27 protein-coding genes and 1 pseudogene are annotated in these 25,606 nt (G+C 68.5%); 19 read left to right on the top strand and 9 right to left on the bottom strand.

The window, feature by feature from the left end; all coding sequences use genetic code 11:
* Positions 1–99: 99 nt before the first annotated feature.
* Positions 100–924: an NAD(+)/NADH kinase gene (locus H5V44_RS01365; RefSeq protein WP_185191344.1), complete on the bottom strand. Its 825-nt coding sequence runs from the start codon at positions 922–924 to the stop codon at positions 100–102.
* A 192-nt stretch (positions 925–1,116) separates the two neighbouring features.
* Between H5V44_RS01365 and H5V44_RS01360 the strand changes: the two genes are divergently transcribed.
* Together H5V44_RS01360 and H5V44_RS01355 are read left to right on the top strand one after the other, a co-directional pair.
* A complete protein-coding gene (locus tag H5V44_RS01360; protein WP_185191343.1) occupies positions 1,117–2,418 on the top strand; it encodes a KaiC domain-containing protein in 1,302 nt (433 codons plus the stop codon).
* 307 nt (positions 2,419–2,725) lie between these two features.
* Positions 2,726–3,727, top strand: coding sequence for a phosphate signaling complex PhoU family protein (locus H5V44_RS01355; RefSeq protein WP_185191342.1), 1,002 nt, complete (start codon positions 2,726–2,728; stop codon positions 3,725–3,727).
* A 6-nt stretch (positions 3,728–3,733) separates the two neighbouring features.
* Here the strand turns inward: H5V44_RS01355 and H5V44_RS01350 are convergent, their stop codons facing one another.
* Entirely contained in the window at positions 3,734–4,111 is a 378-nt protein-coding gene (locus H5V44_RS01350) for a 30S ribosomal protein S8e (protein ID WP_185191341.1), read from the bottom strand.
* A gap of 333 nt (positions 4,112–4,444) precedes the next feature.
* Between H5V44_RS01350 and H5V44_RS01345 the strand changes: the two genes are divergently transcribed.
* Positions 4,445–4,954 carry a DUF5813 family protein gene (locus H5V44_RS01345; protein WP_185191340.1) on the top strand — a complete coding sequence of 170 codons (510 nt, stop codon included), beginning with the start codon at positions 4,445–4,447 and terminating at the stop codon, positions 4,952–4,954.
* 8 nt (positions 4,955–4,962) lie between these two features.
* Here H5V44_RS01345 and H5V44_RS01340 read toward each other — a convergent pair whose 3' ends face one another.
* Entirely contained in the window at positions 4,963–5,193 is a 231-nt protein-coding gene (locus H5V44_RS01340; RefSeq protein WP_185191339.1) for an Lrp/AsnC ligand binding domain-containing protein, read from the bottom strand.
* Positions 5,193–5,876, bottom strand: coding sequence for a potassium channel family protein (locus H5V44_RS01335; protein ID WP_185191338.1), 684 nt, complete (start codon positions 5,874–5,876; stop codon positions 5,193–5,195). Before H5V44_RS01335 ends, H5V44_RS01340 begins: the two co-directional genes overlap by 1 nt.
* Positions 5,877–6,009: 133 nt before the next feature.
* On the opposite strand from H5V44_RS01335, the gene H5V44_RS01330 reads away from it, so the two are divergent.
* From H5V44_RS01330 to H5V44_RS01320, 3 genes are all read left to right on the top strand, one after another.
* Positions 6,010–6,243: an Lrp/AsnC ligand binding domain-containing protein gene (locus tag H5V44_RS01330; protein WP_185191337.1), complete on the top strand. Its 234-nt coding sequence runs from the start codon at positions 6,010–6,012 to the stop codon at positions 6,241–6,243.
* Between the two features lie 44 nt (positions 6,244–6,287).
* The gene (locus tag H5V44_RS01325; RefSeq protein WP_185191336.1) at positions 6,288–6,608 is read left to right on the top strand and encodes a hypothetical protein; all 321 of its coding nucleotides are present in this window, start codon (positions 6,288–6,290) and stop codon (positions 6,606–6,608) included.
* Positions 6,609–6,683: 75 nt separating this feature from the next.
* On the top strand, positions 6,684–7,199 hold the full coding sequence (locus H5V44_RS01320) for a cytochrome b N-terminal domain-containing protein (protein WP_185191335.1): 516 nt from the start codon (positions 6,684–6,686) through the stop codon (positions 7,197–7,199).
* 38 nt (positions 7,200–7,237) lie between these two features.
* On the opposite strand, the gene tmk is transcribed toward H5V44_RS01320, so the two are convergent.
* Positions 7,238–7,837 carry a dTMP kinase gene (tmk, locus tag H5V44_RS01315; RefSeq protein WP_185191334.1) on the bottom strand — a complete coding sequence of 200 codons (600 nt, stop codon included), beginning with the start codon at positions 7,835–7,837 and terminating at the stop codon, positions 7,238–7,240.
* A gap of 95 nt (positions 7,838–7,932) precedes the next feature.
* Between tmk and H5V44_RS01310 the strand changes: the two genes are divergently transcribed.
* The 5 genes from H5V44_RS01310 (at position 7,933) to cofG (ending at position 13,039) form a co-directional block, all read left to right on the top strand.
* Positions 7,933–8,856: a complex I NDUFA9 subunit family protein gene (locus H5V44_RS01310; protein WP_185191333.1), complete on the top strand. Its 924-nt coding sequence runs from the start codon at positions 7,933–7,935 to the stop codon at positions 8,854–8,856.
* Between the two features lie 271 nt (positions 8,857–9,127).
* Positions 9,128–10,309, top strand: a complete 1,182-nt coding sequence (locus H5V44_RS01305) for a tubulin/FtsZ family protein (RefSeq protein ID WP_185191332.1) — start codon at positions 9,128–9,130, stop codon at positions 10,307–10,309.
* Entirely contained in the window at positions 10,278–11,069 is a 792-nt protein-coding gene (locus H5V44_RS01300) for a hypothetical protein (RefSeq protein WP_185191331.1), read from the top strand. The genes H5V44_RS01305 and H5V44_RS01300 overlap by 32 nt, the downstream gene beginning before the upstream one ends.
* 9 nt (positions 11,070–11,078) lie before the next feature.
* Positions 11,079–11,741 (top strand): 2-phospho-L-lactate guanylyltransferase, encoded by a 663-nt coding sequence (gene cofC / locus H5V44_RS01295; RefSeq protein WP_185191330.1) that lies wholly within the window; start codon positions 11,079–11,081, stop codon positions 11,739–11,741.
* A 131-nt stretch (positions 11,742–11,872) separates the two neighbouring features.
* Entirely contained in the window at positions 11,873–13,039 is a 1,167-nt protein-coding gene (cofG, locus tag H5V44_RS01290) for a 7,8-didemethyl-8-hydroxy-5-deazariboflavin synthase subunit CofG (protein ID WP_185191329.1), read from the top strand.
* Between the two features lie 121 nt (positions 13,040–13,160).
* Here cofG and H5V44_RS01285 read toward each other — a convergent pair.
* Both H5V44_RS01285 and cofH read right to left on the bottom strand, forming a co-directional pair.
* Positions 13,161–13,681: pseudogene (locus H5V44_RS01285) on the bottom strand (cell division protein); the annotation flags it as partial.
* A 66-nt stretch (positions 13,682–13,747) separates the two neighbouring features.
* On the bottom strand, positions 13,748–15,139 hold the full coding sequence (gene cofH, locus H5V44_RS01280) for a 7,8-didemethyl-8-hydroxy-5-deazariboflavin synthase subunit CofH (protein WP_185191328.1): 1,392 nt from the start codon (positions 15,137–15,139) through the stop codon (positions 13,748–13,750).
* Positions 15,140–15,258: 119 nt separating this feature from the next.
* On the opposite strand from cofH, the gene H5V44_RS01275 reads away from it, so the two are divergent.
* The 4 genes from H5V44_RS01275 (at position 15,259) to H5V44_RS01260 (ending at position 17,972) form a co-directional block, all read left to right on the top strand.
* Positions 15,259–16,296 (top strand): phosphoribosylaminoimidazolesuccinocarboxamide synthase, encoded by a 1,038-nt coding sequence (locus H5V44_RS01275; protein ID WP_185191327.1) that lies wholly within the window; start codon positions 15,259–15,261, stop codon positions 16,294–16,296.
* 76 nt (positions 16,297–16,372) lie between these two features.
* A complete protein-coding gene (gene purS / locus H5V44_RS01270; protein ID WP_185191326.1) occupies positions 16,373–16,627 on the top strand; it encodes a phosphoribosylformylglycinamidine synthase subunit PurS in 255 nt (84 codons plus the stop codon).
* A gap of 176 nt (positions 16,628–16,803) precedes the next feature.
* Positions 16,804–17,481: a phosphoribosylformylglycinamidine synthase I gene (gene purQ / locus H5V44_RS01265; RefSeq protein ID WP_185191325.1), complete on the top strand. Its 678-nt coding sequence runs from the start codon at positions 16,804–16,806 to the stop codon at positions 17,479–17,481.
* Between the two features lie 83 nt (positions 17,482–17,564).
* Entirely contained in the window at positions 17,565–17,972 is a 408-nt protein-coding gene (locus H5V44_RS01260) for a hypothetical protein (RefSeq protein ID WP_185191324.1), read from the top strand.
* A gap of 10 nt (positions 17,973–17,982) precedes the next feature.
* Here H5V44_RS01260 and H5V44_RS01255 read toward each other — a convergent pair whose 3' ends face one another.
* The gene (locus H5V44_RS01255; protein WP_185191323.1) at positions 17,983–19,125 is read right to left on the bottom strand and encodes an archaeosine biosynthesis radical SAM protein RaSEA; all 1,143 of its coding nucleotides are present in this window, start codon (positions 19,123–19,125) and stop codon (positions 17,983–17,985) included.
* Positions 19,126–19,303: 178 nt separating this feature from the next.
* On the opposite strand from H5V44_RS01255, the gene H5V44_RS01250 reads away from it, so the two are divergent.
* Positions 19,304–21,289, top strand: coding sequence for an aldehyde ferredoxin oxidoreductase family protein (locus H5V44_RS01250; protein ID WP_185191322.1), 1,986 nt, complete (start codon positions 19,304–19,306; stop codon positions 21,287–21,289).
* Positions 21,290–21,462: 173 nt separating this feature from the next.
* Here H5V44_RS01250 and H5V44_RS01245 read toward each other — a convergent pair whose 3' ends face one another.
* Entirely contained in the window at positions 21,463–22,368 is a 906-nt protein-coding gene (locus tag H5V44_RS01245) for an MBL fold metallo-hydrolase (RefSeq protein ID WP_185191321.1), read from the bottom strand.
* 214 nt (positions 22,369–22,582) lie between these two features.
* On the opposite strand from H5V44_RS01245, the gene H5V44_RS01240 reads away from it, so the two are divergent.
* From H5V44_RS01240 to ahbB, 3 genes are all read left to right on the top strand, one after another.
* Complete coding sequence (locus H5V44_RS01240) at positions 22,583–22,978, top strand: DUF5778 family protein (RefSeq protein ID WP_185191320.1); 396 nt, start codon at positions 22,583–22,585, stop codon at positions 22,976–22,978.
* A 99-nt stretch (positions 22,979–23,077) separates the two neighbouring features.
* Positions 23,078–24,472, top strand: a complete 1,395-nt coding sequence (locus H5V44_RS01235; protein ID WP_185191319.1) for an MEDS domain-containing protein — start codon at positions 23,078–23,080, stop codon at positions 24,470–24,472.
* A 56-nt stretch (positions 24,473–24,528) separates the two neighbouring features.
* Positions 24,529–25,599, top strand: a complete 1,071-nt coding sequence (gene ahbB / locus H5V44_RS01230) for a siroheme decarboxylase subunit beta (protein WP_185191318.1) — start codon at positions 24,529–24,531, stop codon at positions 25,597–25,599.
* Positions 25,600–25,606 lie beyond the last annotated feature (7 nt).

Here is a 25,606-nt window from a genome sequence, read left to right as displayed (position 1 = left end):
TGTACCGAGCCGGCGGCGAAGGGACGCAAACTCATACTGTCGACGCGGGAACACCTCTGGTCGGACGGCGCCCGTCGGTCACATACCGGGGCGAGGCGGTCAATCCAGCTTCTCCAGGGCCTCGAAGAAGTCCGAGGTCGGGCCGACGGTGCGGATCGGGTCGTCGCCGATCTCCACGGTGACCTCGGTCGGGGGATCGACCGGTTCGCGGATCCGGCCGTCGACCACGACCACGGCCGGGGTGCCCTCGTCGACCGACACCGACACCGTCGACCGGGCGTCGACGACGAGCGGCGGCATCCCCCGGGTGGCCGCCATTCCGGTGACGACGAACCCCGAGACCCCGGGGTGAATCAGCGGGCCGTCCTCGCTGAGGTTGTACGCGGTGCTGCCGGTCGGGGTCGCCACCAGCACCCCGTCGGCGTGGCCGCGTGCGTACTCCGAGCCGTCGATCCGGACTGTGAGCTCGGCACCGCCGCCGTGCCCGCGGCGGCGCCCCTGTACCACGACCTCGTTGACCGCCGGGGGGAGCGTCCAGCCGTCGCCGCGGGTCGCGAGCCGCGGCCGCGACCGCGTCCGGAGCGACCCTTCGGCCCGGAACTGCCGGACCTGCGCCAGCACGGCGTCGACCGCTTCCCCCGGGCGAACCGGGTTGAGGAACCCGACTTCGCCGAGGTTGACCCCCAGAATCGGCACGTCGCCGGCGCCGTGGGCGGCAAACAGGAACGTCCCGTCGCCGCCGATGCTCACGACGAGGTCCGCGGCGCCGAACTCCTCGACCGCCCGCCCGTCGACGCCGAGTCGGCCCGCAGTCGCGTCGTCGAGCCACACGGACACGCCCGCCTCGCGGAGCCGGTCCCGGATGTCGGCCGCCAGCCCGGCGGTCCGGTCGTTATCCCGCTGTGCGACGATGGCAACCTGCATTCGCCGTTCGCTTGACCGTACCAGGGCAAAAGGGCTCGGTCCCGAGGCGGCGGACGCCCGGGCTCGGACGGACAACATTGATAGCCGCGCCGGTCGTCTGTCCGACCACGCAGATGGTACGGACCCGGTGTGGCACGGGGCGGTCGACCCCGATCCGGCGGCGGCACCCGGTCGAGGGGGCAGGTGGTCGCCGTGAGTGACGACGACGACTGGTTCGAGCGTGCGCTCCGGGAGGGCGAGAACGGGGAAGACGCAGGTTCGGAAGGTGCCGGCCCGGACGCGGGGGATCCCGACGCGGGTTCGGCGAGCACTCCGGACGCGGAAGACGCCGAACCAACCGTCGGCGATTCGGACGCGGAAGACGCCGAACCGACCGTCGGCCACCCGGCCGGGGAGTCGGGCGACGGTGGCGACGATAGCGACGGGACCGCTGCGGCCTCGGCGGGCGGAACCGACGACGGCTCCGACGCCGACGACAGTCGGGGCGACGACGCCGACACGGGGGATCGTGGGGTCCCGTTCGATCGGGATTTCGCGTCGGCGCTGGAGGACGCTCCCGATCCCGGTTCCGGGGTCGGAGGCTCCCAGCCCGGCGGGAGCGGCGGAACCGGCCCGTTCGGCGGCGGTAGCGGGGGAGAATCGCCGTCCGACGGCAGCCAGGGGGACGGCGCCCCGTTCGGCGGAAGCGGCGAGGGGCAGGACGCCGGCGACTCGCCGTTCGGCGGCGACGAGTTCGGGTTCGGCGACGTCGGCGGGGAGGACCCGGAGTCGTTCGACGAGGCGGAGTTCGAGTCGGACCTCGAACGGCTCGACATCGGGATCGAGGGGTTAGACCAGATGATCCTCGGGGGCGTACCCCAACGGTCGCTGATGGTCGCGATCGGCTCCGCCGGGACCGGGAAGACCACGTTCGGGTTGCAGTTCCTGAACCACGGGCTACAGCAGGGTGAGGACGCCGTCTACATCACCTTAGAGGAGAGCTTCGATCGGATCGTCTCGACCGCCGACGAGAAGGGCTGGGGGTTCGGGGAGTACGTCGATGAGGACCGGCTGGCGGTCGTCGACATCGACCCCATCGAGATGGCCAACAGCCTCGACAGCATCCAGAACGACCTCCCGAACCTGATCGAGGACTTCGGCGCCGACCGGCTCGTGCTCGACTCGGTGTCGCTGCTGGAGATGATGTACGAGAGCGCTCCCCAGCGCCGGAGCCAGGTGTTCGGGTTCGCACGCTCGCTGAAGGAGGCCGGGATCACGATCCTGCTGACCTCGGAGGCGGACCGCAACCACGCCTACGCGTCCCGCTTCGGGATCGTGGAGTACCTCGCCGACGCGGTGTTCGTGCTCCAGTACGTCCGCCCGAGCGACTTCCGGGAGACCCGCCTTGCGATCGAAATCCAGAAGATCCGGGACGCGAACCACTCCCGGGAGACGAAACCGTACGATCTCACCGACGAGGGGATCAGCGTCTACCGGCAAGCTAACATCTTCTGATCGCGTCGATCCCCATTTTCTACATAGAACTATATATTCGAAATACGCATCAGTATTTCCCGTCAGGGCAACGGAACGACGACGGCGGCCGTCGGGCCGAATCGACCACGATCCAACCGGCGGAGATGTCGGTGATGTGGGTCGAAGCCGGCGGTTCGATGCCCCTGTGGGCCTGACGACACGACCCGAATCAGGAAGATATCGAGAGCGCCAGTCGTCTCCCGTTCGTCGGTACCGGCCGATCGGTTGACGCGACGAACTATATATAGATAGGCAAATTTATGTTGTGCCGTCGGTAACCGCCGGTATGGTCGAAACGCGGAAGGTTCAGGTGACCGGTGGGTCCACGTTCACTGTCTCGATCCCGAAGGAGTGGGCGACCGCAAACGACGTCTCCGCCGGCAGCACTGTCGAGTTCTACCCGGAGGGCGACTCGTTGTTTATGGCGCCAGCGAACGGCGAGGAGCGGACCGAGGGCACGCTCGACATCACCGACCTCGAGGGCGAGGAACTGACCCGCGCCGTGATGACGATGTACGTCAGCGGGTTCGACATCATCTCGTTGGAGAGCGCCCGGATCACCACCAGCCAGCGCCGCACCATCCGGGAGGCCACACAGAGTCTCGTCGGACTCGAGGTCCTCGAGGAGACCAGAGACGAGGTGGTGATCCGCGACCTGCTGGATTCGGCGGAGCTGTCGATCCACACCGCCGTCAGGCGGATGCGCCTCATCTCGCTGTCGATGCTGGAGGACGCGGTCGACGCGCTCGCCGAACTCGACGACGATATGGCCCGGGACGTGATCCAACGCGACGACGACGTCGACCGGCTGTGGATGGTAGTCTCGCGCATCTTCCGGTCGACCCTCCGGACCCCGAAGGCGGCCGAGGAGCTGGGGCTGCCCCGCGAGGAGTGTTTCGACTACCAGTCCGCAGCGCGCCAGCTCGAACGCGTGGCCGACCACGCCACGAAGATCGCCCACCTCATCCTGGAGTTCGAGAAACCCGTCCCCGAGGAGGTGGTCGACGCGCTCTCCCAACTCCACGAGGATGCACACGCGATCATCGACCAGGGGATGGACGCGCTGTTGACGGACGACACGGAAGAGGCCACCCGCCTGGCGAACGACACCCGCGAGTCGGTGCAGGCGATCGACGAGCGGGCGCGGCGCATCGACGAACTCCTCCGGGACCTCGACCCCGCCCGGGCGCACCTGCTGGGGTTGATCGTCGATTCGGTGTCGCGGAGCGCGGACTACGGCGGCAACATCGCCGAAACCGCGCTGCAGAAGACGGCACCGACGCCGTAAGGCGCGTTACTCGTCGTCGAGGAGAACGGCGCTGACCTGCCCGGTCTGGCCCGGTCGCGAGGTCACGCGGGCGCGACCCTCGGTCGTCTCGATGACGGCGCCCTTCGTGACGATGTTCCGCCGGGCGTAGTTGACGTTCGCGGGGTTCTCGACGACGTCCTCGATCGTCGCGGTCGTCACCTCGCCGCCGTCGGCGACCTGAGCGACGTTCGTTGACAGCGCGCGGACCTTCTTGCCGGTGCCGCGGGAGTCGACCATCTGAAACCGTGGCTCCCCCACGGTCGTCTCCGCGGGCTCGCGACCGAGTTGGTGGCGGGTCTTCTTGTGCGACCGGCGGCGTCGACCTCCGGTCCGCTTTCGCTTCGAGCGTCCTTGATCCTTCATACGCGGTATCTGTCCCGGTGAGTACTTGAATGGCTCGAAGCCCGGCGAGCGCTCGAACGGCTCGAAGCGACGACGCCGATCGATCGGGACGTGGTTGCCACTTGAGGGTCGTCGTCGAAAAGGGAGCAGCCATCCGGGAACAGCCCGGACGGCCGCTGCCGCCCTGAATTGGTCCCCGCTGACGCTTCGGCCCTCCAGACGAAGCGTCACGTAGGACAAACGGTGGGATTTACTTAATTGTGCCGCAGGCGGAAACGAGTGCTCGGGGTCGAACGTTGATACCGGAGGGATCGATACGCGGTGTTTTTATCGCCGCATCCCCTTCGCCCGCTGATGAGCGAGTCCGACGCGGTCGAGCGAGCACGACGCGCCGCCGGGGCCAACGAGTCGTTCGAGCCGGACGGCGAGGGCGGCTACGTGGTGCGGACGACGGCGTTCGAGGGGAGCATCGAGGTCGATGCCGACGGGGGTGCCGTGGTCTGTACCGTCGCTGTCGCCGTCCCGATGCTCGACGCCGTGACCGAGGAGGCGGTCGCGCCGGTCGTCGAGGAGGGGTGGTTCGAGACCTTCGAGCTCCGAATCGACGACGTCGACAGCGCGATCCGCGGCGACGACGCGGCGGTTTCTGTCCGACAGCGCGACGAGGAGGCGGTCGTGGAAGTCGAACTCCGGGACCTCGATGCGACCCGGGCGGTCGCCGACGCGGTTGCGGTCGTCGAGTACGTCGAGGGAACCTACGTCGAGGGGATCATCCCCGGCTACGAGTACGCCGAGCCAGTGACGCTTCTGATCCAGCAAGCGGCCGACACCGCGGGCGGCACGAAGGGCGGGACGCCGCTGTAGGGCCCCGGCTAATCCATCGCGATGTAGGTCTGTGTGTTCTCGATTCCGGCCATCTCGTGGATCGCGGCGGCGACCTCCTTGACGTCGCTGGGACCGTCGACGCGGAGTTTCACGATGTAGTCGATGTCGCCGGCGACGACGCTGACGCTCTCGACCGTGTCGTCGACCGACGCCATCTCGGCTTTCAGCCGGTCGACGTCCCCGGTGGAGGCTTTGACCATCACGTAGGCGGTGACCATCAGGCCGTTTCCCCCTCGGGCGCCAGCGTCTCGCCGACGATCAGCTGTCGTGCCTCCTCCAGCACGTCGAAGTCGGCCAGCACCGCCAGCCGATCGCCGACCTCCAGGCTGTCGTCGGCCAGCGGCAGCGCCATCGACTCCCCGTCCTTTCCGAACGCGATGATGGTGGCGTTGGCGGGCAGTTGAACCTCCTCGATGGTGTAGCCCCGGATGGGCGACTCCTCGGTGACGGTCATGAGCACCACCTGGAGGTTTTGAGCGACGTCGGCGATCGCGTGGACCGACCCGCCCAACAGGGCGTTTTTCGCGCCGATCGCGCCGAGACGCTCGGGGTAGACGACCTCGTCGACCTCGTCTGCGTACCCCTGGTAGACCTCCTCGCGGTAGTCCTCGTCGACCCGGAGGACGGTCCACGTTCGGTGGTGTTTCGCGATCGAGCACGCCGCGAAGTTGACGTTCAGGTCGCTCGTGAGCGCCCCGAGCCCGTCGGCGTCCTCGACGCCGGCCTCGAGCAGGACCTCCTCCCGGGAGCCGTCACCGTGGATCACCTCGAAGCCGGCGTCGCGGGCGTACTCGACCCGGTCGCGGTCGCGCTCGATCAGCGTGACCTGGTGGCTCTCCTCGCGCAGGACGCGGGCAGTCCGGAGTCCTACACGACCGGCACCAATGATAACGAACCGCATACACCGGTGTACGCCGGGGGGTGTCAATAATGTTTCTCCGGCGGTGTGGCCTCCTCCTCCCGGTCCGACCGTGAGCGGGCGGAACCGAACGACGGCGCAAAGGATATGTGACGGTGTGACGTACCGTGCGGGTATGGTCCACGCGTTCGTGATGATCAAGACCGGACCGGGGGAGTCCGAGGGGTTGCTTGAGGCGATCCGGGGGCTGGAGAACGTGGTCGAAGCGCACGTCGTCGCGGGCGGCTACGACATCATCGCCGAGGCCGACGCCCCCGAGGTCTACGAGGTGCTCAGCACCGCCTCGACGGGGATCCAGGGGCTCGAATCCGTGATCGACACCAGGACCTACATCGCGATGGACGAGTAGGCCGAAGCCGAACGCGTAAAGTCCTCGCCACCCCTACGTCGGGTATGGTCTCGGTCGTCGGACTCGTCGCGTTCGGGGCGGTGCTCGTGGTCCATACCCTGATCGCGGCGGTACTGACCCGCTTTTTCCGGCTCCGGCTCAAGACCCAGTGGGGGTACGTCGTCTACTCCGTCGCGCTCATTCCGGTGGCGCTGCTTGTGACGACGCTGGTCTTCTTCGGCGTGTTCCCGGTCGGCGCGGGGCTGAACCTCGACACGCCGACCCTGCTCGGGGCCGCCATCGGACTGCCGCTGGCGCTCGGGTTCACCATCGACACCCTCTACGTGCCCGCACCCGAGGAGTACGACCTCCCGGAGCGGAGCTGACCTCGCCCGTCGGACCGGCCGCGGGGAACGCGGGCCGAACAGAAAACATAGGAGGCTGAATCGGCATCCGCCGACGTGAGCGACACAGAACCCCGAAGCGGGTCAGACCCGCCGCTGAACGCCCTCCTCCTCGCGCTCGTTGCCGGCGTGGTCGCCGTCGACCTCGCGTTGGCGGTCGCGACCCCAGCATCGACACAGCCGGTACGGCTGCTACTCGCCGGCTGTGCGGCGTGCGTGCCGCTCCTCGGGCTGGCGGCCGGAGTCGTCCACAGGCCGGCGTACGCGGTCGGGGCCGTCCTCTCGGCGCCGCTAGTGGTCATATACGCCTACACGGGGCTGATACTCCCCTGGACCCAGCTGTCGTTCACGCTGGGACAGGTCGGGCTTGAGCTTCTCCTCGGCGTGCCGGTCGTCGGCGAACCCGCCGCGCTCGGCCTGTTCGGCGGGTTCACGCTGGGGCAGGCCACGCTGGAGCAGGCGTTCCGGTTCCACTACGCCCTCGTCGGGATCGGCGGCCTCGCGTCCGTCGCCGCGGTGGCAGCGGTCGGGTTGCGGCGCGGTCCGGGGCTGACGGGGTCGGCGTCCCGGTAGACCGGTCCGCGGTCGGGGAGCCACCGCTCACAGCCCCCCTACGCGTCGTCGACCAGCCGCTCGACGTGGCGTTCGACCGCTTCGACGACGGCTGATTCGGGTTGTGTGGCGTCGACACGAACGAACCGGTCGGGGTCGGCGTCGATCAGGCGCTCGTAGTTCTCCCGGACCCGCTCCAAGTAGGCGGCGCGCTCGAACTTGTTGGTCGCGCCCGCCCGCGCTGCGGCGGTCTCGGGGTCGACGTCGAGGTAGATCGTCGCGTCGGGGGGCCGCGAGAACGGCTCGTGGATCTCCCGGACGTAGCCCAGCGGGTCGCGGTCGTCCGCGAGGGGAGCGGCCGACAGCGACGCGGCCTGGTAGGCCATCCGGGAGTCGGAGTAGCGGTCCGAGACCACGAGCGATCCCTCGGCGAGCGCCGGGCGGATCACCCGCGAGAGGTGGGCGGCGTGGTCGGCGGTGAACAGGAACAGCTCCGCCAGCGGGTCGGCGTCGTCGTCGTTCAGCGAGCGGGTGACGGCGTCGCCGTACCACGAGTCGGTCGGCTCCCGGGTGAAGGTCGCGTCGGGGTACGAGCCGGCGAGCGCCTCCCACGCGGTGGTCTTCCCGCTGCCGTCCAACCCTTCCAGCGTGAGGAGCATACCGCTACGTGGCGCGTCCGTCGGTAAAACCCCACGGAGTCCGGCGTCGTCCCGCGGCAGTTACCTTTACGTCGCCGCGGGGCGGTTTTCCGCGTATGAAAGTGCTCGTCGTCGGCGGGACCGGGTTCATCGGAACCTCCCTCTGTGCGGAGTTGAAAGAGCGCGGCCACACCGTAACGGCGATGTCGCGCAACCCCGGCGGGGGGACCCTGCCCGGCGGCGTGAGCAAGGCGATGGGCGACGTCACCGAGTACGGCTCCATCAGCGAGGCGTTCGAGGGGATGGACGCGGTGTACAACCTCGTGGCGCTGTCGCCGCTTTTCAAACCCAGCGGCGGCGACCGGATGCACGATCGGATCCACCGCCAGGGAACCGAGAACGTCGTCCGCGCGGCCGAGGAACACGGCGTCGACCGGTTCGTCCAGATGAGCGCGCTGGGCGCCGACCCCGACGGGGCGACGGCCTACATCCGCTCGAAGGGCCGCGCCGAGGAGGTCGTCACCGACTCCGACCTCGAGTACACCATCTTCCGTCCGTCGGTGGTCTTCGGCGACGGCGGGGAGTTCGTCTCCTTCACGAAACTGTTGGCGCCGCCGTACGTCAGCGCGCTCCCCGGCGGCGGCCGGACCCGGTTCCAGCCGATCTGGGTCGGCGACCTCGTGCCGATGCTGGCCGACGCGGTCGAATCCGAGGAACACGTCGGCGAAACCTACGAGATCGGCGGCCCCGACAAACTCACCTTAGCGGAGATCGCCCGCCTGATCCACCGCTCGGACGGGCGGTCGACCACCGTGGTTCCGGTGCCGATGGGACTGGCGAAACTGGGGCTGAGCATCGGCGATCTGATCCCCGGGTTCCCGATGGGGACGGACCAGTACCGCTCGCTGCAGTTCGACAACGTCACCGACGACAACGACATCGACGCCTTCGACGTCGGGGTCGGCGAACTCACGACGCTGAAGTCGTACCTCGGCGGCCACGCGGGTAGCGAGGCCGCCGACGCCGCCGCGACGTCGTAGGGGCGAACCGCCGGCGGCCGGTCCGATCCGAGCCGACGGGTGCGACGGCACCGGCCGGCCCTCCGAGCCGGGTGTGTCGCCGGCGCCCCGAATATACAGACTGATAAGCACCGTCTGACGCCGCCCGGACTGACGTGTAATGGGTGATTAATATCCCGTCGCCGTAATGCGTTTTTCCGGATCTGGCACCGAACGGACCGGTTCCGTACCATCACAAGGTTTATGTTCGCGTTAGCACTGTGATACATCCAATGGAGAGGGGACCCGATATATGAAACTCGCAATGGTCGGTTTCGGGCAGGCCGGGGGAAAGGTCGTCGACAAGTTCCTCGAGTACGACAAAAAACACAACTCGGGGATCGTCCGTGCCGCGATCGCGGTCAACACCGCAAAGGCCGATCTGATGGGGTTGGAACACGTTCCCGAGGAGAAGCGGGTCCTCATCGGCCAATCGAGGGTGAAAGGCCACGGGGTCGGGGCCGACAACGAACTGGGCGCGGAGGTCGCCGAGGAGGACATCGACGAGATCCAGGGGGCGATCGACAGCGTCCCGGTCCACGAGGTCGACGCGTTCCTCATCGTCGCCGGGCTCGGGGGCGGGACCGGCAGCGGCGGGTCGCCCGTGCTCGCAAAGCACCTCCAGCGGATCTACACCGAGCCCGTCTACGGGCTCGGCGTGCTGCCCGGGAGCGACGAGGGCGGGATCTACACGTTGAACGCTGCCCGATCGTTCCAGACGTTCGTCCGGGAGGTCGACAACCTGCTGGTCTTCGACAACGACGCCTGGCGGAAGACCGGCGAGTCGGTCCAGGGCGGGTATGACGAGATCAACGAGGAGATCGTCACCCGGTTCGGCGTGCTCTTCGGGGCGGGCGAGATCGGCCAGGGCGGCGAGGTCGCAGAGAGCGTCGTGGACTCCTCGGAGATCATCAACACGCTTGCGGGCGGCGGCGTCTCCACCATCGGGTACGCCTCGGAGACCGTCGAAACCAGCTCCTCCAACGGGGGGCTGCTCTCACGCATCACCGGCGGCGACGACGACGACGACCTCGACAGCGCACACACGACGAACCGGATCACCTCCCTCGTTCGGAAGGCCGCCCTCGGCCGCCTGACGCTTCCGTGTGAGATCGAGGGCACCGAACGGGCCCTGTTGGTTCTGGCGGGGCCGCCGCGGCACCTGAACAGAAAGGGGATCGAACGGGGCCGGAAGTGGATCGAAGAGCAGACCGGGAGTATGGAGGTCCGCGGCGGCGATTACCCCATCACCGACTCCGGCCGCGTCGCGTCGGTCGTCCTCCTCTCGGGTGTCACCAACGTGCCGCGGATCAAGGAGCTCCAGCAGGTCGCTATCGAGGCGCAAGACAACATCGACGACATTAGGAACGAGAGCCAGGACAATCTAGACGATCTCATCAATGATGACGAAGACGAGCTGGAGTCGCTTTTCTAAACTCGCGGTGGTCTGTCTCCTCGCCCTCTCCGTGGCTTCGGTCCCCGCTGCCGGCGTTTCGGTCGGCGACTCGACGGTCGCGAGCGACGCGGAGGTCGGCACACAGATCACGGCGACGGTCACGCTGACGGAACTGTACCAGAACCCCCAACTTGAGACGTGGACCCTCGAAGGGCGGACCGAACTCACGGACGTGACGTGGACGGTGGAGTACTACGACCAGACCGGCGCGAGGGTGGCTCAGCAGTCCTTCGACGGCCAGTCGTTCTCCGGGGCGCAGGTCTCCGCCGAGGAGGGCACAAGCGAGGTGCGGGTGCGGATCACCGGAACCGTCCCCGAGGTGTCGGAGTACTCCTACGACCCGCCGCAGTCGTTCACGGTACTCGCCCTGACCCAGGCCCGCGAGGGCGGATCGAGTAACGCCATCGACTCGTGGTCCGCGACACACTACACCCAGGAGAGCCGGGAGGCGCGGAACGCCATCGACGACGCCGCCGCGGCCGTCGGCGAGGTGAACTCCCAGTCCGCCGAGCAGGACCTCCAGCGCGCCATCGAGGCGTACAACGGCGACGGCGACGAGTTCGGGCTCGCGACAGACCTCGCGACCCAGGCGCAGGAGGACGCCAAACAGACGAGGCAGTCGAACCGGCTGACCCGCTTTGCGCTGTACGGCGTCGGTGGGGTAGTCGTGATCGGCCTGGTCGTCGGCGGGTTCCTCTACTGGCGGTCACAGCAGGGCGGCCCCGACAGGCTGGGCTGACCCCCGTCGATGCGCATCGTCGTTCCGTACACCGGCCGCGACCCCAAGAGCCGACTGGCCCCGGTGCTCTCGGGGCCGGAGCGGCGCGCTTTCGCACGCGCGATGCTCGGCGACGTCGTCGAGACCGTCAGCGCCGCGGGGCACACGCCGGAACTCCTGGTGCCGGAACCCATCGGCGCCGTCGAGGCGGACGTCGACCTCGGTGACGTGCCGACGACCGTCGACGACCGGGCGCTGACGCCCGCCGTCGACGCCGTGCTCGACCGGGTCGGGGAGGGCGTCCCCGAACTGGGCGTCGTGATGGCGGACCTGCCGCTCGCGACGCCGACAGCGCTCGATCGGCTCTCGGCTGCCGGCGGCGACGTCGCCGTCGCGCCGGGTCGCGGCGGCGGAACCAACGCCGTGATCGTTCGCGACCCGGCCTTCTCGGTCGACTACCACGGCGCGTCGTACCGGGACCATCGTGAGGCGGCCGCGGCGGCGGGGTTGTCGGTCAGCGTGGTGGATTCGATGCGGCTCGCCACCGACGTCGACGAACCCGAAGATCTCGCGGAGGTGCTGCTCCACGGCGACGGCCGGGCTCGCGAGTGGCTGGTCGACGCCGGCATCGAACTCGACACCAGCGGGGGTCGGGTCGGGGTCAGGCGGGAGTCCGGCGAGCGACCGGAGTGAGCGGGCGGGGACGCTGCGACGCTCCGGGAGGAGGGTGTCGGAGGAGCGCCCCGAGAAGGGACCGACGGCAGTGGCACGGAGTTCCGGCACCACGACAGTTTTTGTACGTCCACTCCCCAGGTCGGACCACGATGTTCCCCGCGGCCGAGGAGTACGGCGTCGATATCGCCCTCGACGAGTCGGACGTCGAAGCGGTGCGGTCGACGACGCCGGCGGACGTCGAGGCGGCCGGGGAACTCACCTTCGCGCGGAACGTGTTCGTCCCGCTGACCACCGCCTGTCGGTACACGTGCACCTACTGCACGTACTACGACGTGCCCGGCGAGGCGACGCTTCTCTCCCCCGAGGAGGTCCGCGAGCGGCTCCGGGTCGGTGCCGACGCCGGCTGCACGGAGGCGCTTTTCACGTTCGGCGACGAGCCCGACGCCCGCTACGGGGCGATCCACGACCAATTAGACGAGTGGGGCTACGACGATATCCTCGGCTACCTCCGGGCGTGCTGTGAGACGGCGTTAGAGGAGGGGTTGCTTCCACACTCCAACCCCGGGGACCTGACCGAGGCCGACTTCCGGCGGGTCGCGCCGGTCAACGCAAGTATGGGAGTGATGCTCGAAACCACCGCCGACGTCGACGCCCACGCCGGCTCCCGTCGGAAGACCCCGGGCCAGCGGCTGAACACGATCCGGGCCGCGGGGGAGGTCGGCGTGCCGTTCACGACGGGGATCCTGGTCGGGATCGGCGAGACCGAGCGGGACCGCGCCGAGAGCCTGCTCGCGATCGCCGACCTCCACGACCGCTACGACCACGTCCAGGAGGTGATCGTCCAGAACGTCGTCCCCAACGAGCGGTCGGACTTCGAGCGGCCGGCGGTGGCGACGATGCGCAAGACCGTCGCGATGGCCCGAGCGGCACTCCCGGCCGACGTTTCGGTGCAGGTGCCGCCGAACCTCTCGCCGACGCGAAAGCTCCTGGACTGCGGTGTCGACGACTTGGGCGGCGTCTCGCCGATCACGAAGGACTACATCAACCCCGAGTACGAGTGGCCGGCGCTGCGGGAACTGCGCGCCATCGCCGACTCCGGGGGCGTGCCGCTCCACGAGCGGCTGCCCGTCTACGACCGGTATCTCCCCGACGAGTTCCGTCGGGACGGCTTCGCGGGGGCGCCGGCCCGCGGGGAGTGGCTGCCGGAGCCGATCGAGGCCGCGATCCTCGCCGACGACCTCCACGGCGAGCGGTACCGCAGCGTCGCCAGACGCGAGGGCCCGCTCGCGGTCCCGTCGCCCGCCAGCGGCGACTGACGGCTCCGAGAGCCTGCCGGGCCCCACGAGACGCGCAGCGAGCGCCGGCTCGTCCGTTCAGAACGGGGGATCGATCCCGTCGGCGTTCCGGATCGTCTCCCGGAGTTCGGGCGGGCGTTCGGCGGCGCGCGATCTCCTCGTTGAGGCTCGCGTAGCCGCCCCCGAGGCTCTCCCCGGAGCGGCGCCAGGCGTCGTTGTCGAAGACCAGCAGGTTGTCGACCTCCCGGGCGGCGGTCAGCGCGTAGATCCCGCCCTCGTCGCTCCCGGGCAACGCGCCGAGCCCGTGGACGGGTTCGGTGTATACTTCGGAGAGTTCTCTGGCGATGACGGGGGTTGCGCCCGAGCCCGTTCCACCGCCCGGCCCGGCCGTGACGAGGAACGCGTCGACCTCGTGGACGGTGATCTCGTCGATCCGGACCCCGAGTTCGTTGTCCGCGCCGCGGCCGTGGCCCTTCGCCTGGGACTGGGCGATGAGGATGCGGGCGTCGGTCGGGATCCGGCGGAGGCCGAGCAGGTCGGCTCGCGCGGAGTTGACCGCGAGGGCGTCGGTGACGAACGCCGTCCGGCTCGACGCCCGGTACGCCAGGATCGCCTCCGCGACCTTCCCCCGGCCTGCCCGACTCCGATGAGTGCGATCCTCATTCGCCCGTACGTTCGGGCCTCCGAAGCAATAATCCGCGGGTCGATCCGACGGCGTCCCCGGTTCTGTCAGTCGTCCGCGCCGGCGGCGTCGCGGCCCGGAGCCGCCCGACTGCCGAGCAGCGGCGTCCCGTCGGCACGCGGCCCGAGTTCGGGGCCGTGCGGCGGGTCGTCGTGGTCGATCCGCCGCCGGGTTCGGTAGTCGGTGGAGCGTTCGACCGCCGGGCGGCCGATCGCGTCGATCATCCCGACGTAATCGGCGAACGACCGAAACTCGCCGTGGGTGCCGCCGGCGCGGGTGGTGATCTCCTCGGAGAGGATCGTTCCCATCAGGTCGTTGGCGCCGCAGTTCAGCAGCTTCAGCGCCTTCGCGTCGCCGAACTTCACCCACGACGACTGGACGTTCTCGACGTTGTCGAGGAACAGTCTCGAAACCGCGATCACGAGTTCGTCTTCCGCATCGCTGGCGCCACCGTCGACGACGCCGCGTTCGTACAGCGGGGTGTTCTGATGGACGAAGGACAGCGGGACGAACTCCGTGATCCCGCCGGTTCGGTCCTGGAGGTCGCGGACGGTCTGCAGGTGGTGGATCCGGTGGGCGGCGTTCTCGACGTGGCCGTACATCATCGTGGCGGTGACGTCGAGGCCGGCGGCGATCGCGCCCTCCATCGCGTCGACCCACTCGTCGCTGCCGATCTTCCCGGGACAGATCACGTCGCGGACCTCCTCGACGAGGATCTCCGCGGCCGTCCCCGGCGCGGAGTCGAGGCCGGCAGCCCGGAGTTTCCGGTAGACCGACTCGTAGGACCAGTCGGTGCCGCGCCGTGCGTGGGCGGCCTCCTCGGGAGTCATCGAGTGGAGGTGGACGCCGCCGACCGACATCGCGCGCAACTGGTCGAGGTAGGTTCCGGGATCCGTCTCGTAGACTGCGGGCGGCTTGTAGTTCACCTGCGTCGCGGGGTCGTCGTGGCCGGCCAGGATCTCGTGGTGCTCGTCGTTCAGCGCGAAGGCGGGGTGGAGCCCCGAGACCGAGGTGACCTCGTAGATCCCCATTCCGAGCGCCTCCTCGACGGCCGCGCGGGACTCCGCGGGCGTTTTCGTGAACCCCGCGTGGTCGGCCCCGCTGTCGGCCTCGAACCGGTGGGCGGTGTCCTTGAAGTTGCAGAACAGGCAGCCGGTGTTACACGCGGTCGTGACGTTGTTGTTGAGGTTGGCGACGAACGTCACCTCGTCGCCGACGACCTCCGCGCGTCGCCGGTCGGCGGCTTCCAGCACCTGCTCCTTTCGGACCGGGTCGATGCCGTCGACGTCGGTGCCCGTGGTGACGAGTTCGATCCCGTCGTCGACCGTGAGCCGGTCGCCGTCCCGGGCGGCCGCAAGGGCGTTCTCGAACGACTGGTCCGTCTCGGGGACGATCGAGAACTCGAAGTCGCCGTCGCCCGGGACGGGTGGCTCGTGCATACGCTACCCAGGGTCGCGGGCGACAAAAACGGCAGTGGTACCGGAAGCGGCCGGACCCCGACGCCGGCCGCGTTCGCGGAGGTGAACCCTTTTGTGCGCTGCCGCCGGGAGTTCGGCGTATGACGAGCGTCAAGGAGTTCCGGGTGGTCCGGGAGCCCACCGGCACCGACCTCGGGCGGGGCCGGTTCGTCTTCACCGACCGGTACTCCGTCTTCGACTGGGGCGAGATGCCCGATCACGTCCCACGGAAGGGTGCATCGCTGTGTACGATGGGCGCGCACAACTTCGAGGTCCTCGAGGACGAGGGCGTGTCGACCCACTACCGCGGCGTCTACGGGCCGGAGGTACGCGGTGGCGACCGCCCCGTCGACCTCGACGACTGTGCCGCGCCGCCGACGGCGATGGCGATCGAACTCACGCAGGTCCCGGACCTGCCGTACCTCGGCGACGAGTACGACTACGACGCCTACCACGACGCTGCCGGCGGGAACTACATGATCCCGCTGGAGATCGTCTTCCGGAACACCGTCCCGGTCGGGTCGAGCCTCCGCTCGCGGGGGTCGCCCGCCGACTACGGCCTCGACGCCGACACCTGGCCCGAGGAGACGATCGACCTCCCGGAGCCCGTGGTTGAGTTCTCGACGAAGTACGAGGAGCAGGACCGGTATCTCGACCGTCCGGAGGCCGACCGGATCGCCGGCAGGGCGGACCTCGACGAGTTGGAGTCGGTCGCGCTCGGGGTCAACGAAATCCTGAACGAACGGGCCGAAAGTCGGGGGTTCCGTCACGAGGACGGCAAGATCGAGTGTCTCTACCACGAGGGCACCATCAAGATCGCGGACGTGGTCGGGACGTTCGACGAGAACCGCTTCGCCTACGACGGCCAGGAGGTCTCCAAGGAGGTGATCCGGCAGTACTACAAGCGGACCGACCCCGAGTGGGTCGAGGCGGTCTCGGCGGCGAAATCGGAGGCGCGCGCCGAGGAGGGCGTCGCCGACTGGCGGGAGCTGTGTGACCGCTCGCCGGAGCCGCTTCCGGAGGCGGTGCTCGATGCCGTCTCGGACCTCTACGCCGCGGGCGCGAACGCTTACACCGGGACCGAGTGGTTCGACGCGCCCGCGATGGGCGACGCCGTCGAGCGGGTGCGCGAACTGTGAGCCGGGGCTGTGTCGGCGTCCGCCGGGTTCGCCCGGTCCAAAACGACTTTGCCACCCCACCGCGGAGTTGGAAGCGATGACGACGTACACCGCGACGGTGACGGTTCGGCTCAAGCGGGGCGTGCTGGATCCCGAGGCCGAGACGACGAAGCGGGCGCTCGAACGCCTGGGGTTCGAGCTCGAAGCCCTCCGGTCGGCGGACCGCTTCGAGGTCGACTTAGAGGCCGACTCCGCGTCGGCCGCGGCCGACCGCGCCGACGAGATGGCCGAGCGGCTGCTCGCGAACCCGACGATCCACGACTACGACGTCGAGGTGGACGACTCGGAATGAGGGTCGTTTCTCGCGCTCCAAGACCGACAGCGACTCTCGTACGCCACCACGAGAGGTGGGTCCCGTGACAGTCGCTTCTACGACAGCAACTGTCGTACGCCACCACGAGAGGTGGGTCCCGTGACAGTCGCTTCTACGACAGCAACTGTCGTACGCCACCACGAGAGGTGGGTCCCGTGACAGTCGCTGTCGTCCAGTTCGGCGGCTCGAACTGCGACCGCGACGCCGTCCGCGCGCTCTCGCACCTCGGCGTCGACGCCGAACGCGTCTGGCACGAGGACGGCCTGCCCGCAGCCACTGAGGGGATCGTCATCCCCGGGGGGTTCTCCTACGGCGACTACCTCCGGGCGGGGGCGATGGCGGCGCACTCGCCGATTACGGACGCGGTCTGCGACGCGGCCGACGACGGCGTGCCCGTCCTCGGCGTCTGCAACGGCGCCCAGATCGGCTGCGAGGCGAAACTGACTCCCGGCGCGTTCACCACCAACGAAAGCGCCCGCTTCCAGTGTGAGTACGTCCACCTCCGGGTCGAGAACGCCGACACGCCGTGGACCGCTGCCTACGACGAAGGCGAGGTGCTGTCGGTGCCGATCGCCCACGGCGAGGGCCGCTTCGAGATCGGCGACGACCGCTACGACGACCTCGTCGCCGACGATCGGGTCCTGTTCCGCTACTGCGACGCCGACGGAACCGTGACCGACGACGCCAACCCCAACGGCTCGAAGGGCAACGTCGCGGGGATCCTCGGGGAGCGGGAGACCGTTGCCGTTCTGATGCCCCACCCCGAGCGAGCGTCGCTGCCGGATTTGAACCGGAGCGTCGACGGGCAGGGCGTGCTGCGGGCGTTCGCCTGACCGGAGAACGGTTCAATCCGCTGGGGTCGAACGGGCGGTATGGATCGCCGACGAGGTGTCCCCGCAGGGAGGCCCGACGCGCCGTGACCGACCGTCCGGAAGCGAGCGACCGGCCCGACGTCACGGCCGCACTCGACGTCGAACCCTGGCCCGCCGTCGTCGGGGTACTCGTCGGGCTCGGCGGACTGTTGTTCCTCTTAGAACCGGTTGTCGGGCCGATCGCGGTCGGCTCGGTCCGGGCCCGTCCCGTCGCGCTCTCGGCGGTCGTTCTCGCCGCCGGGTTCTGTCTCGGCGTCCCCGTCTTCCTGCGGCGCGGCCGCCGGCTGTTCGCAATCGCACACGGGATCTTCGGCGCCGCGTGGGCCGGCATCGCCGTCGGGACCGCCATCCGGAGCGGGAGCGTCGTCGTCGGGAGCGTCCTCCTCGTCGTCGCCGGCGTCGGGTTCCTCCTCGCGCGGGCGCGGAGTCGCCGCGCCGACCGGCGACAGTGACTGCAACGACCTAACGCGAAAGCGGCATCGCGTAGCTGGTCTCGGCGTCGAGGACGTACTCCCAGGTGGCTTCACACTCGCAGTGCACCTGCTCGAAGACCGCGGGGTCCTGCCGGCGGTCGAAGTCCTTGATCGCCGTCTGCACCCGGTCGTCGCACTCCCCGCAGTTGTGCGGGCCGCGGTCGGAGCCGTGGCCGACGGGGTCCGACACCACGATGGCGTCGACGTCGGCGGTGGCCTCCAGCACCTCGGTGACCGACCACAGCCACGGCGGCCGGTAGCCGCCCCGGAAGAACAGTTCGTCCACCATCGTGTACCGCTGGACGTTACAGGGGTTCATCGAGACGGTGTGACAGCCGTCGACCGCGGCACACCGCCGGACGGAGGAGATCATATCGTCGACCGCCTCCGACTCCGAGAGGAACGGGGGTTTCATCAGGAGATACGCCTTCACGCCCGCGTCGACCCCGTCAGCCGCGGCATCGGCCTCGCGGACCTCAGCGCAGGCGGCCTCGAAGTCCGCGAAATCGAAGTACTTGTTCACGCAGTCGTGGCGGACTCGGTCGGTTGCGGTCTCCAGCCCGACCGCGACGTCCGTCGACAGCCCGACGTCGGTGAAGTCGGCGAGTTTGTCGCGGTCGACGAAGTCCGGCAGCGACTCCACCACGATCCGCTCGCGGTCGGCGAAGGTGTCGGCGATCGCCGCCCGGGTCTCGGCACCGACCTCCCGTTCGTCGAGGAACGACCCGGAGGTGTAGATCTTGATGAGGTCCGCCCGCTCCTCCGCGTCGACGGCTTCGCCGTCTGCGCGGGGCGTCTCCGACCCCCCGATGTTCTCGGCCTCGTGCTCCAGGCAGACGTCGATCTGGTCCATCAGGGCGTCGTGGGCGACGCTGCCGCCCTCGACGGACTCGGCCACGTAGCCGCACATTGTACACCCGCCGGCGCGAGCCCACCGACACCCGCCGGTGTTGAGGATGATCGTCAGCGACGTGACCACCCCGTCGGGGGTGTTGTCCTCGTCCAGCCAGACCCGCGTGGGCTCGTGGGGGTCGTAGTGTTTGTCCTTCTCCGCACGAACCGCCCGCATCACCTGGTTGTGGGCGTCCATCCCCTTGCCACGCTCGTAGACCTCCGGGCTCGGCTGGCTCATTGTGTCGGGGTAGCCGGCGGCGGGGTAAATCTCCGTCGGAGCAGGGTGCGGTCGGGGTCGGACGATGCGGACGGAAGCGGCAGGGGATCCCGACGACGGTTCGTGTAAGTGAATTGGGTTACGTACTCGGGGTAACGATTAACATAGCTGAGGATGTATTGAACTGTGTACATTAACTATGACCGACTTAGGCGGATTCAACGACCACGTCGCCCGGATCGATCTTTCGGGCGACGACGTACAGTACGAGGGAATCGACCAGGAGGACGCCGAGAAGTACATCGGCGGCCGCGGTCTCGGAGCGAAGTACGTCTTCGATCAGGGCCCCGACGTCGACCCGGAGGGACCGGAGAACCTGCTCGCGTTCGCCAACGGTCCGCTTACCGGGACGCAAGCCCCGATGAGCGGGCGGATCGCGGTCTGTACCAAATCCCCGCTGACGGGGACGGTCACCGACTCCCACCACGGCGGCTGGTCGGGCGCGCGGCTCAAGTGGGCAGGCTTCGACGGCCTGTTGTTCGAGGGCGAGGCCGACGACCCGGTGTACGCCTACGTCGAGGACGGCGAGGTCGAACTCCGGGACGCATCCGAGCTGTGGGGGCTCGGCGTCCACGACACGATGGACGAGATCGAGGAAGAACACGAAGGGGCGTTCGGGAAGAACCTCTCGGCGATGGCGATCGGTCCCGCCGGCGAGAACGGCGTGAAGTACGCCTGCATCGTCAACGAGGACGACCGGGCCTCCGGCCGCGGCGGCACCGGCTGTGTGATGGGCTCGAAGGGGCTGAAGGCCGTCGTGATCAAGTCCGGGACGCGGATGCCGAAGCCCGCAGAGCCTGAAACGTTCACCGAGGGCTACCAGCAGGCGATGAAACTCATCCAGGAGTCCGACGTCACCGCCCCCAACGAGGGCGGGCTCTCGATGTACGGCACCAACGTCCTGATGAACCTCACCGAGGAGATGGACGGGCTTCCCACCCGGAACGCCAAGTACACCTCGACGCACTCCGAGGCCGAGGCCGAACCCGACGACGTCAACATCGACGCCGAGAAGGTCTCCGGCGAGAACGTCCGGGAGAACATCCTGGTCGACGAGCCGACGTGTCACTCGTGTCCGGTCGCGTGTAAGAAGGAGACCGAGGTCACCTACGAGCGGAAGGGCGAGGAGCTGAACGTCCGCGGGGAGTCCTACGAGTACGAGTCGGCGTTCGCGCTCGGCCCCAACTCGATGAACGACGACCGCGACTCCATCGCCGTGATGATCAACATGTGCAACGACCTCGGGATGGACACAATCGAGGCCGGCAACATGATCGCGATGGCGATGGAGATGACCGAGGAGGGCAAACTCGACGATCTCAACGACGTCGACGGGCGGAGCCCGTCTGCGAGTGGGACGGAGTCCCACTCTGGCATCGACTGGGGCGACACCGAGCATATGCTCGATCTCCTCGAGGAGATCGCCCACCGCGACTCCGAGCTCGGCGACCTGCTTGCGAAGGGCGCCCGCCGCGTCGCCGAGGAGAAGGACGCCCACGACAACTCCCTGGCCGTCAAGGGCCAGACGATCCCCGCCTACGACCCCCGCGCGATGAAGGGGATGGGGATCGGCTACGCCACCTCGAACCGCGGCGCGTGTCACCTCCGCGGCTACACGCCGTCGGCGGAGATCCTGGGCATCCCGGAGAAGGTCGACCCGACCGAGTGGGAGGGCAAAGGCGAGCTGTGTGCCCTCTTCCAGGACCTCCACGCGATCTCCGACTCCTTCGACATCTGCAAGTTCAACGCATTCGCGGAGGGCATCGACGAGTACGTCGACCAGTACAACGGGATGACCGGCCGCGACCTCACCGAGGACGAGCTGATGGAGGCCGGCGACCGGATCTACACCCTCGAACGGTACTACAACAACCTCGCCGGCTTCGACGGCGCGGACGACTCGCTGCCGGGGCGGTTCGTGGAGGGCCACGAGAACGCGATCCCCGGCCAGGGCGGGATGGAAGGCGAGCTGTGTGAGCTCGACGAGATGAAACGGGAGTACTACGACCGCCGCGGGTGGGTCGACGGGGTCGTTCCCGACGACCGGCTCGAGGAGCTCGGCATCGACGTCGGGCCGGGCACGGGCGTCTCCACGGGCGACAGCCCCGCCCCCGCCGACGACTGACCGCAGACGACAACGCTGATTTGCCCCGGCCCCGAAGACGGGGTGTCGGCACGGCGCGTCGAACCGCCGACACGCCCGGTCGGGACGGGCGGCGGGATCGAACCACGCGAACCCGCTTTTTTACGGAACCGACGCCGAGCAGCGGCCACACCGATCGGCCGGCGGCGCCGACCTTACGCCTTCCCGCGATCCAGCGCGACGAGCACGCCGCGGACGTTCAGCCGCTCCTCGGCGCGCGCCTTCCGGTCGCTCCAGACGTCCGCCAGATCCGTCGTGTCGGCGAAGTGCTCGCGGACCGCATCGTCGTCGCCGAGTTCGGCGCGCTTCCGTCGGACCGCCTCGACCCACTCCACCAGCGTGCGCTTGTACTCAGCCATCAGTTCCGGCCGGTAGGTTACCGCGCCGAAGTGGCCGAAACAGAGGGTGTCGGGGGCTATCCCCTCGATGGTCCGGACGTCGTCGAGACACCCCTCCAGGTCGAACTGCGGCGGCGGCGACGACTCCTTGATCCCCCGTCCGGGGACGTAGATCCCGGCGGCGTCGCCGGTAAACAGCAGATCGTCTTCGGCCTCGTGAAACAACACCTGGTGGGGGGCGTGGCCCGGCGCGCCGTGGACCGCGAGCGTTCGGTCGCCGAGGTCGACCTCGTCGCCGTCGGTCAGGGACGCGACGCGCGCTTCGGGGAGCGGAACGGGGTCGGCGTAGAACTCCCAGTGGTCGCCGACCGCCTCCTTCGTGCCCGCGACGAGCCGGTCGGGGTCGACGAGGTGGGGGGCACCGGCCTCGTGGATCCGGACGGTCGCGTTCGGACACGCCTCGACGAGCGCGCCCGCGCCGCCGGCGTGGTCCAGGTGGGCGTGCGTCAGGAGGATGTGCCGGACTGTCTCCGGGTCGATGTCGAGTTCGTCCAAGGCGTCGAGCACACGGTCGTCGTTCCGTCCGGTGCCGGTGTCGACGATCGCGGGCTCTTCGGCGTCGACGGCGTAGACCGACCCGTAGTTCGGGACGCCGTGAGTGCCGACGTCGACGTAGTGGACGTCGCTGGCGCCGTCGACCGAGTACAGCTCCCCGATTGGCATACGAGAAAGCCGCCCGGCGGCGAGAAAAGCGTTCCGTCGCAAGTACGTGTACTGTTTGGGTACAACTGTAAGCGACGGAGACAGTGTGGAGAAGAGATCGGAAGCCCCCTTCCAGTCCCGCCCGACGGTGGATCTCCAATCGGCTATCGTGCATCCAGACACGGTACGAGCACCGAACCGCCACCCGTTTATTCGGTGCGAACGACCGCCCGGTATGAGCGAAATTCTCGACGAGGACCTCTACCGGCGGACCAAGGCCCTCCTGGAACCCGGGGAGATCGAACTCGTCGGCGCGGTCGTCCACACCGACCTCGGGGGCGAGGAGGACTTGGAGATGCACGAACTCACGGTCGACATCGACGAGGTCATCGCCGAACACGCCGGGAAGGGTGAGACGTACATCTACGCCGGCAACGACACCGAGGAGTTCGCGTCGAACCAGTTCCAGGGGCTGACGCTCGACGACGCGTTCGTCTGGGAGTGTCAGCAGCTCCTCCGCGAGGGGACCTTCGACATCGTGTTCTACTACGAGGCGACCGTCGAGCAGGAGTCGCTGGTTGCCGACCTCGAATCCCTGCAGTATGTCGACGGCGTGACGGCGGTCCCGTAGCGGTCCCGGAACCGCAAGACGGATTCGGGATAGATCGTCTCTTTCCGGCGTTTTCGACGGATCACAAGACTAAACCGCAACCGGGCGCCACGATTCGACGTGTACTCGGAGACGACTCCAGACGGAGGCGGACCCGAAACGCTTCCCGAGGAGCCGGAGATCGTTTCGGAGTTCGCCGAGGCTGATCTCTGTCGGCACTTGGCGCTGTTCTACGAGTCGACCGAGTGCCAACTCGTCACCTGCGCCGCGTTCGTTCGGCGGGAGCTTGGCCGCGGGCGTCGGGTGCTGTACCTGTGTGACGACAACGACCCCGCCGACGTCAGGGCCGCACTCCGGACTGCGGGGATCGACACCGGTGTGCGGGGGGCGGACGGCGACCTCTCGATCGAGGACGCCGAAGCCGTCTATCTCGACGACGGGTTCGACCCGGACCGGATGACAACGGAACTCGAAGCCCAGGCAGAGCGGGCCGTCGAGTCGGGCTACTCCGGGCTAAGCGTCGCGGGCGAGAACACGTGGTGCTTCCACACGGAGCACTCGTTCGATCGCATCCTCGACTTCGAGTCGCTTTTCGACGACCGCGCCCCCGACCTCCCGGTCACGGCACTGTGTCAGTATCGGGTTGGCCGCTTCGACGGGGAGTCGATCGGGAAGGCGCTGTGGACCCACGAACAGCTCGTCTACAAGGGACGGGTGTGTGAGAACCCGTTCTACGTGCCGCCGGAGGAGTTCGACGGCAGCGAGGAACCCCAGTCCAACGGGAAGCTGATGTTGGAACAGGCCCACAGCCTGGAGGAGGCGCGGAAAGGCCTGGAACGTCGGGAGCAGCGGATCGGGGTGCTCAACCGGGCCCTCAGGCACAATATCCGCAACGAGACGAACGTGATACTCGGGCACCTCCGCGACGTGTTGGAGTCCGAAGAGCTCCCCGACGAGACCCGCGAACGGATCGCCGTGACGCTGCGAAACGCCGAGCGGATCCTTCGGACCTCCGAGAAGGCGCGGCACGTCGAAGCGACCCTCTCGGAGGGCGATCCCGAACCAACCGACCCCGAGCGGGTGATCGCGGAGGCAGTAGAGAGGGTGAAAGACCGCCATCCCGAAGTCGAGGTGACGACGTCCGTGGACGGCTCCCGGACCGTGTTCACCGACGGGAACTTCGACGAGGCGGTCGAGGAACTGGTCGAGAATGCGGTCAGACACCAGCCGGAGTCGCCGCCGCGGGTCGACGTGTCGATCGCGACCGTCGAGGACGCCACTCGGGTGGAGGTCACGAACCCCGGCGACCCGATCCCGGAGGACGACAGACGAGCGCTGGAAACGGGGCAACAGACCCCGCTGCTCCACGGCCAGGGATTCGGACTGTGGATGGTGAAGTGGACCGTGGAGAACGCAAACGGGCGGCTTGAGTTCCCGGAAGCCGACGGGGAGTGCCGGGTCCGGATCGAGCTTCCGGGGGCCGCCGCGGTCGAACCGCAGGCGACGTTCGAGTAGCGACCGGCGTCCGACCGCTTCGAGACGCTTATCCTCCTCGCATCCCCAACACGGATATGAACAACCCCGACGCCGAGACCGGGGAACTGACCCGCCTCGACCGGGCGATCATCAACGCCTTCCAGGGCGGATTCCCGGTCGTCGAGCGCCCGTTCGAGCCGGCGGCGGCCGCCCTCCGCGAGCGGGGGGTCGGCGTGACCGCGACGGAACTCCGCGAGCGGATCGCCCACCTCGACGAGGCGGGAACGCTGAGCCGGTTCGGCGCGCTCGTGAACGCCGAGGAGATCGGCGGGACCGCCACCCTGGTGGCGATGCACGCCCCCGAAGACCGGTTCGACGAGGTCGCCGAGGCCGTCAACAGCCACCGGGAGGTCGCGCACAACTACGAGCGGGAACACCCGCATCTGAATATGTGGTTCGTGGTCAGCGTCGCCGACGAGGACCGCGTGGGGGAGGTGCTGGCCGAGATCGAGGCCGAGACCGGCCAGGAAACGTACAATATGCCGAAACAGCGGGAGTTCCGGGTCGAAGCCAAGTTCCTCGTCGACGGCCCGATCGAGGACGGCGACGTGGATCTCTCCGATCTGGGCCCCGAGGTGACCCCCACCGACCGGCGGACGCTGGCGCCCGTCGAGCGCGACCTCGTGGTGGAGATCCAGGGGGGGCTGCCGATCACCGACAGCCCCTACGCCGACGTCGCCGACGCGATCGGGGCGGATCCCGCGTGGGTGGTCGGGACGATCAAGCGGTTCGAGCGGGAAGGGAAGGTCCGTCGCGTCGGCGTCGTTCCGAACCACTACGCCTTGGGCTACACCGAGAACGGGATGACCGTGTGGGACGTCCCCGACGGCGTAGTCGAGACGGTCGGCCCGGCGGTGGCGTCGCTTCCCTTTGTCACGCACTGCTATCGACGCCCCCGTCACGAGGGCGTGTGGCCGTACAACTTCTTCGCGATGACCCACGGCCGCTCGGCGGCCGAGAGCGACCGCCGGATCCGGGAGGTCAAGCAGACGATGGCGGAGTACTGGGAGGTCGACGAGGGCGACTGGGACTCGCTGTTCTCGACACGAATCCTGAAGAAGACCGGGATCAGGCTGGACGAACGCGCCGACGCCAACACGGAGTGACGGGGCG

Origin of the sequence: Halobellus ruber (genome assembly GCF_014212355.1) — an archaeon.
In the GTDB taxonomy this organism is placed as follows: Archaea; Halobacteriota; Halobacteria; order Halobacteriales; family Haloferacaceae; genus Haloquadratum; species Haloquadratum rubrum.
Note: the sequence above shows the minus strand (reverse complement) of the source record. Positions and strands in the feature narration are given on the sequence as shown.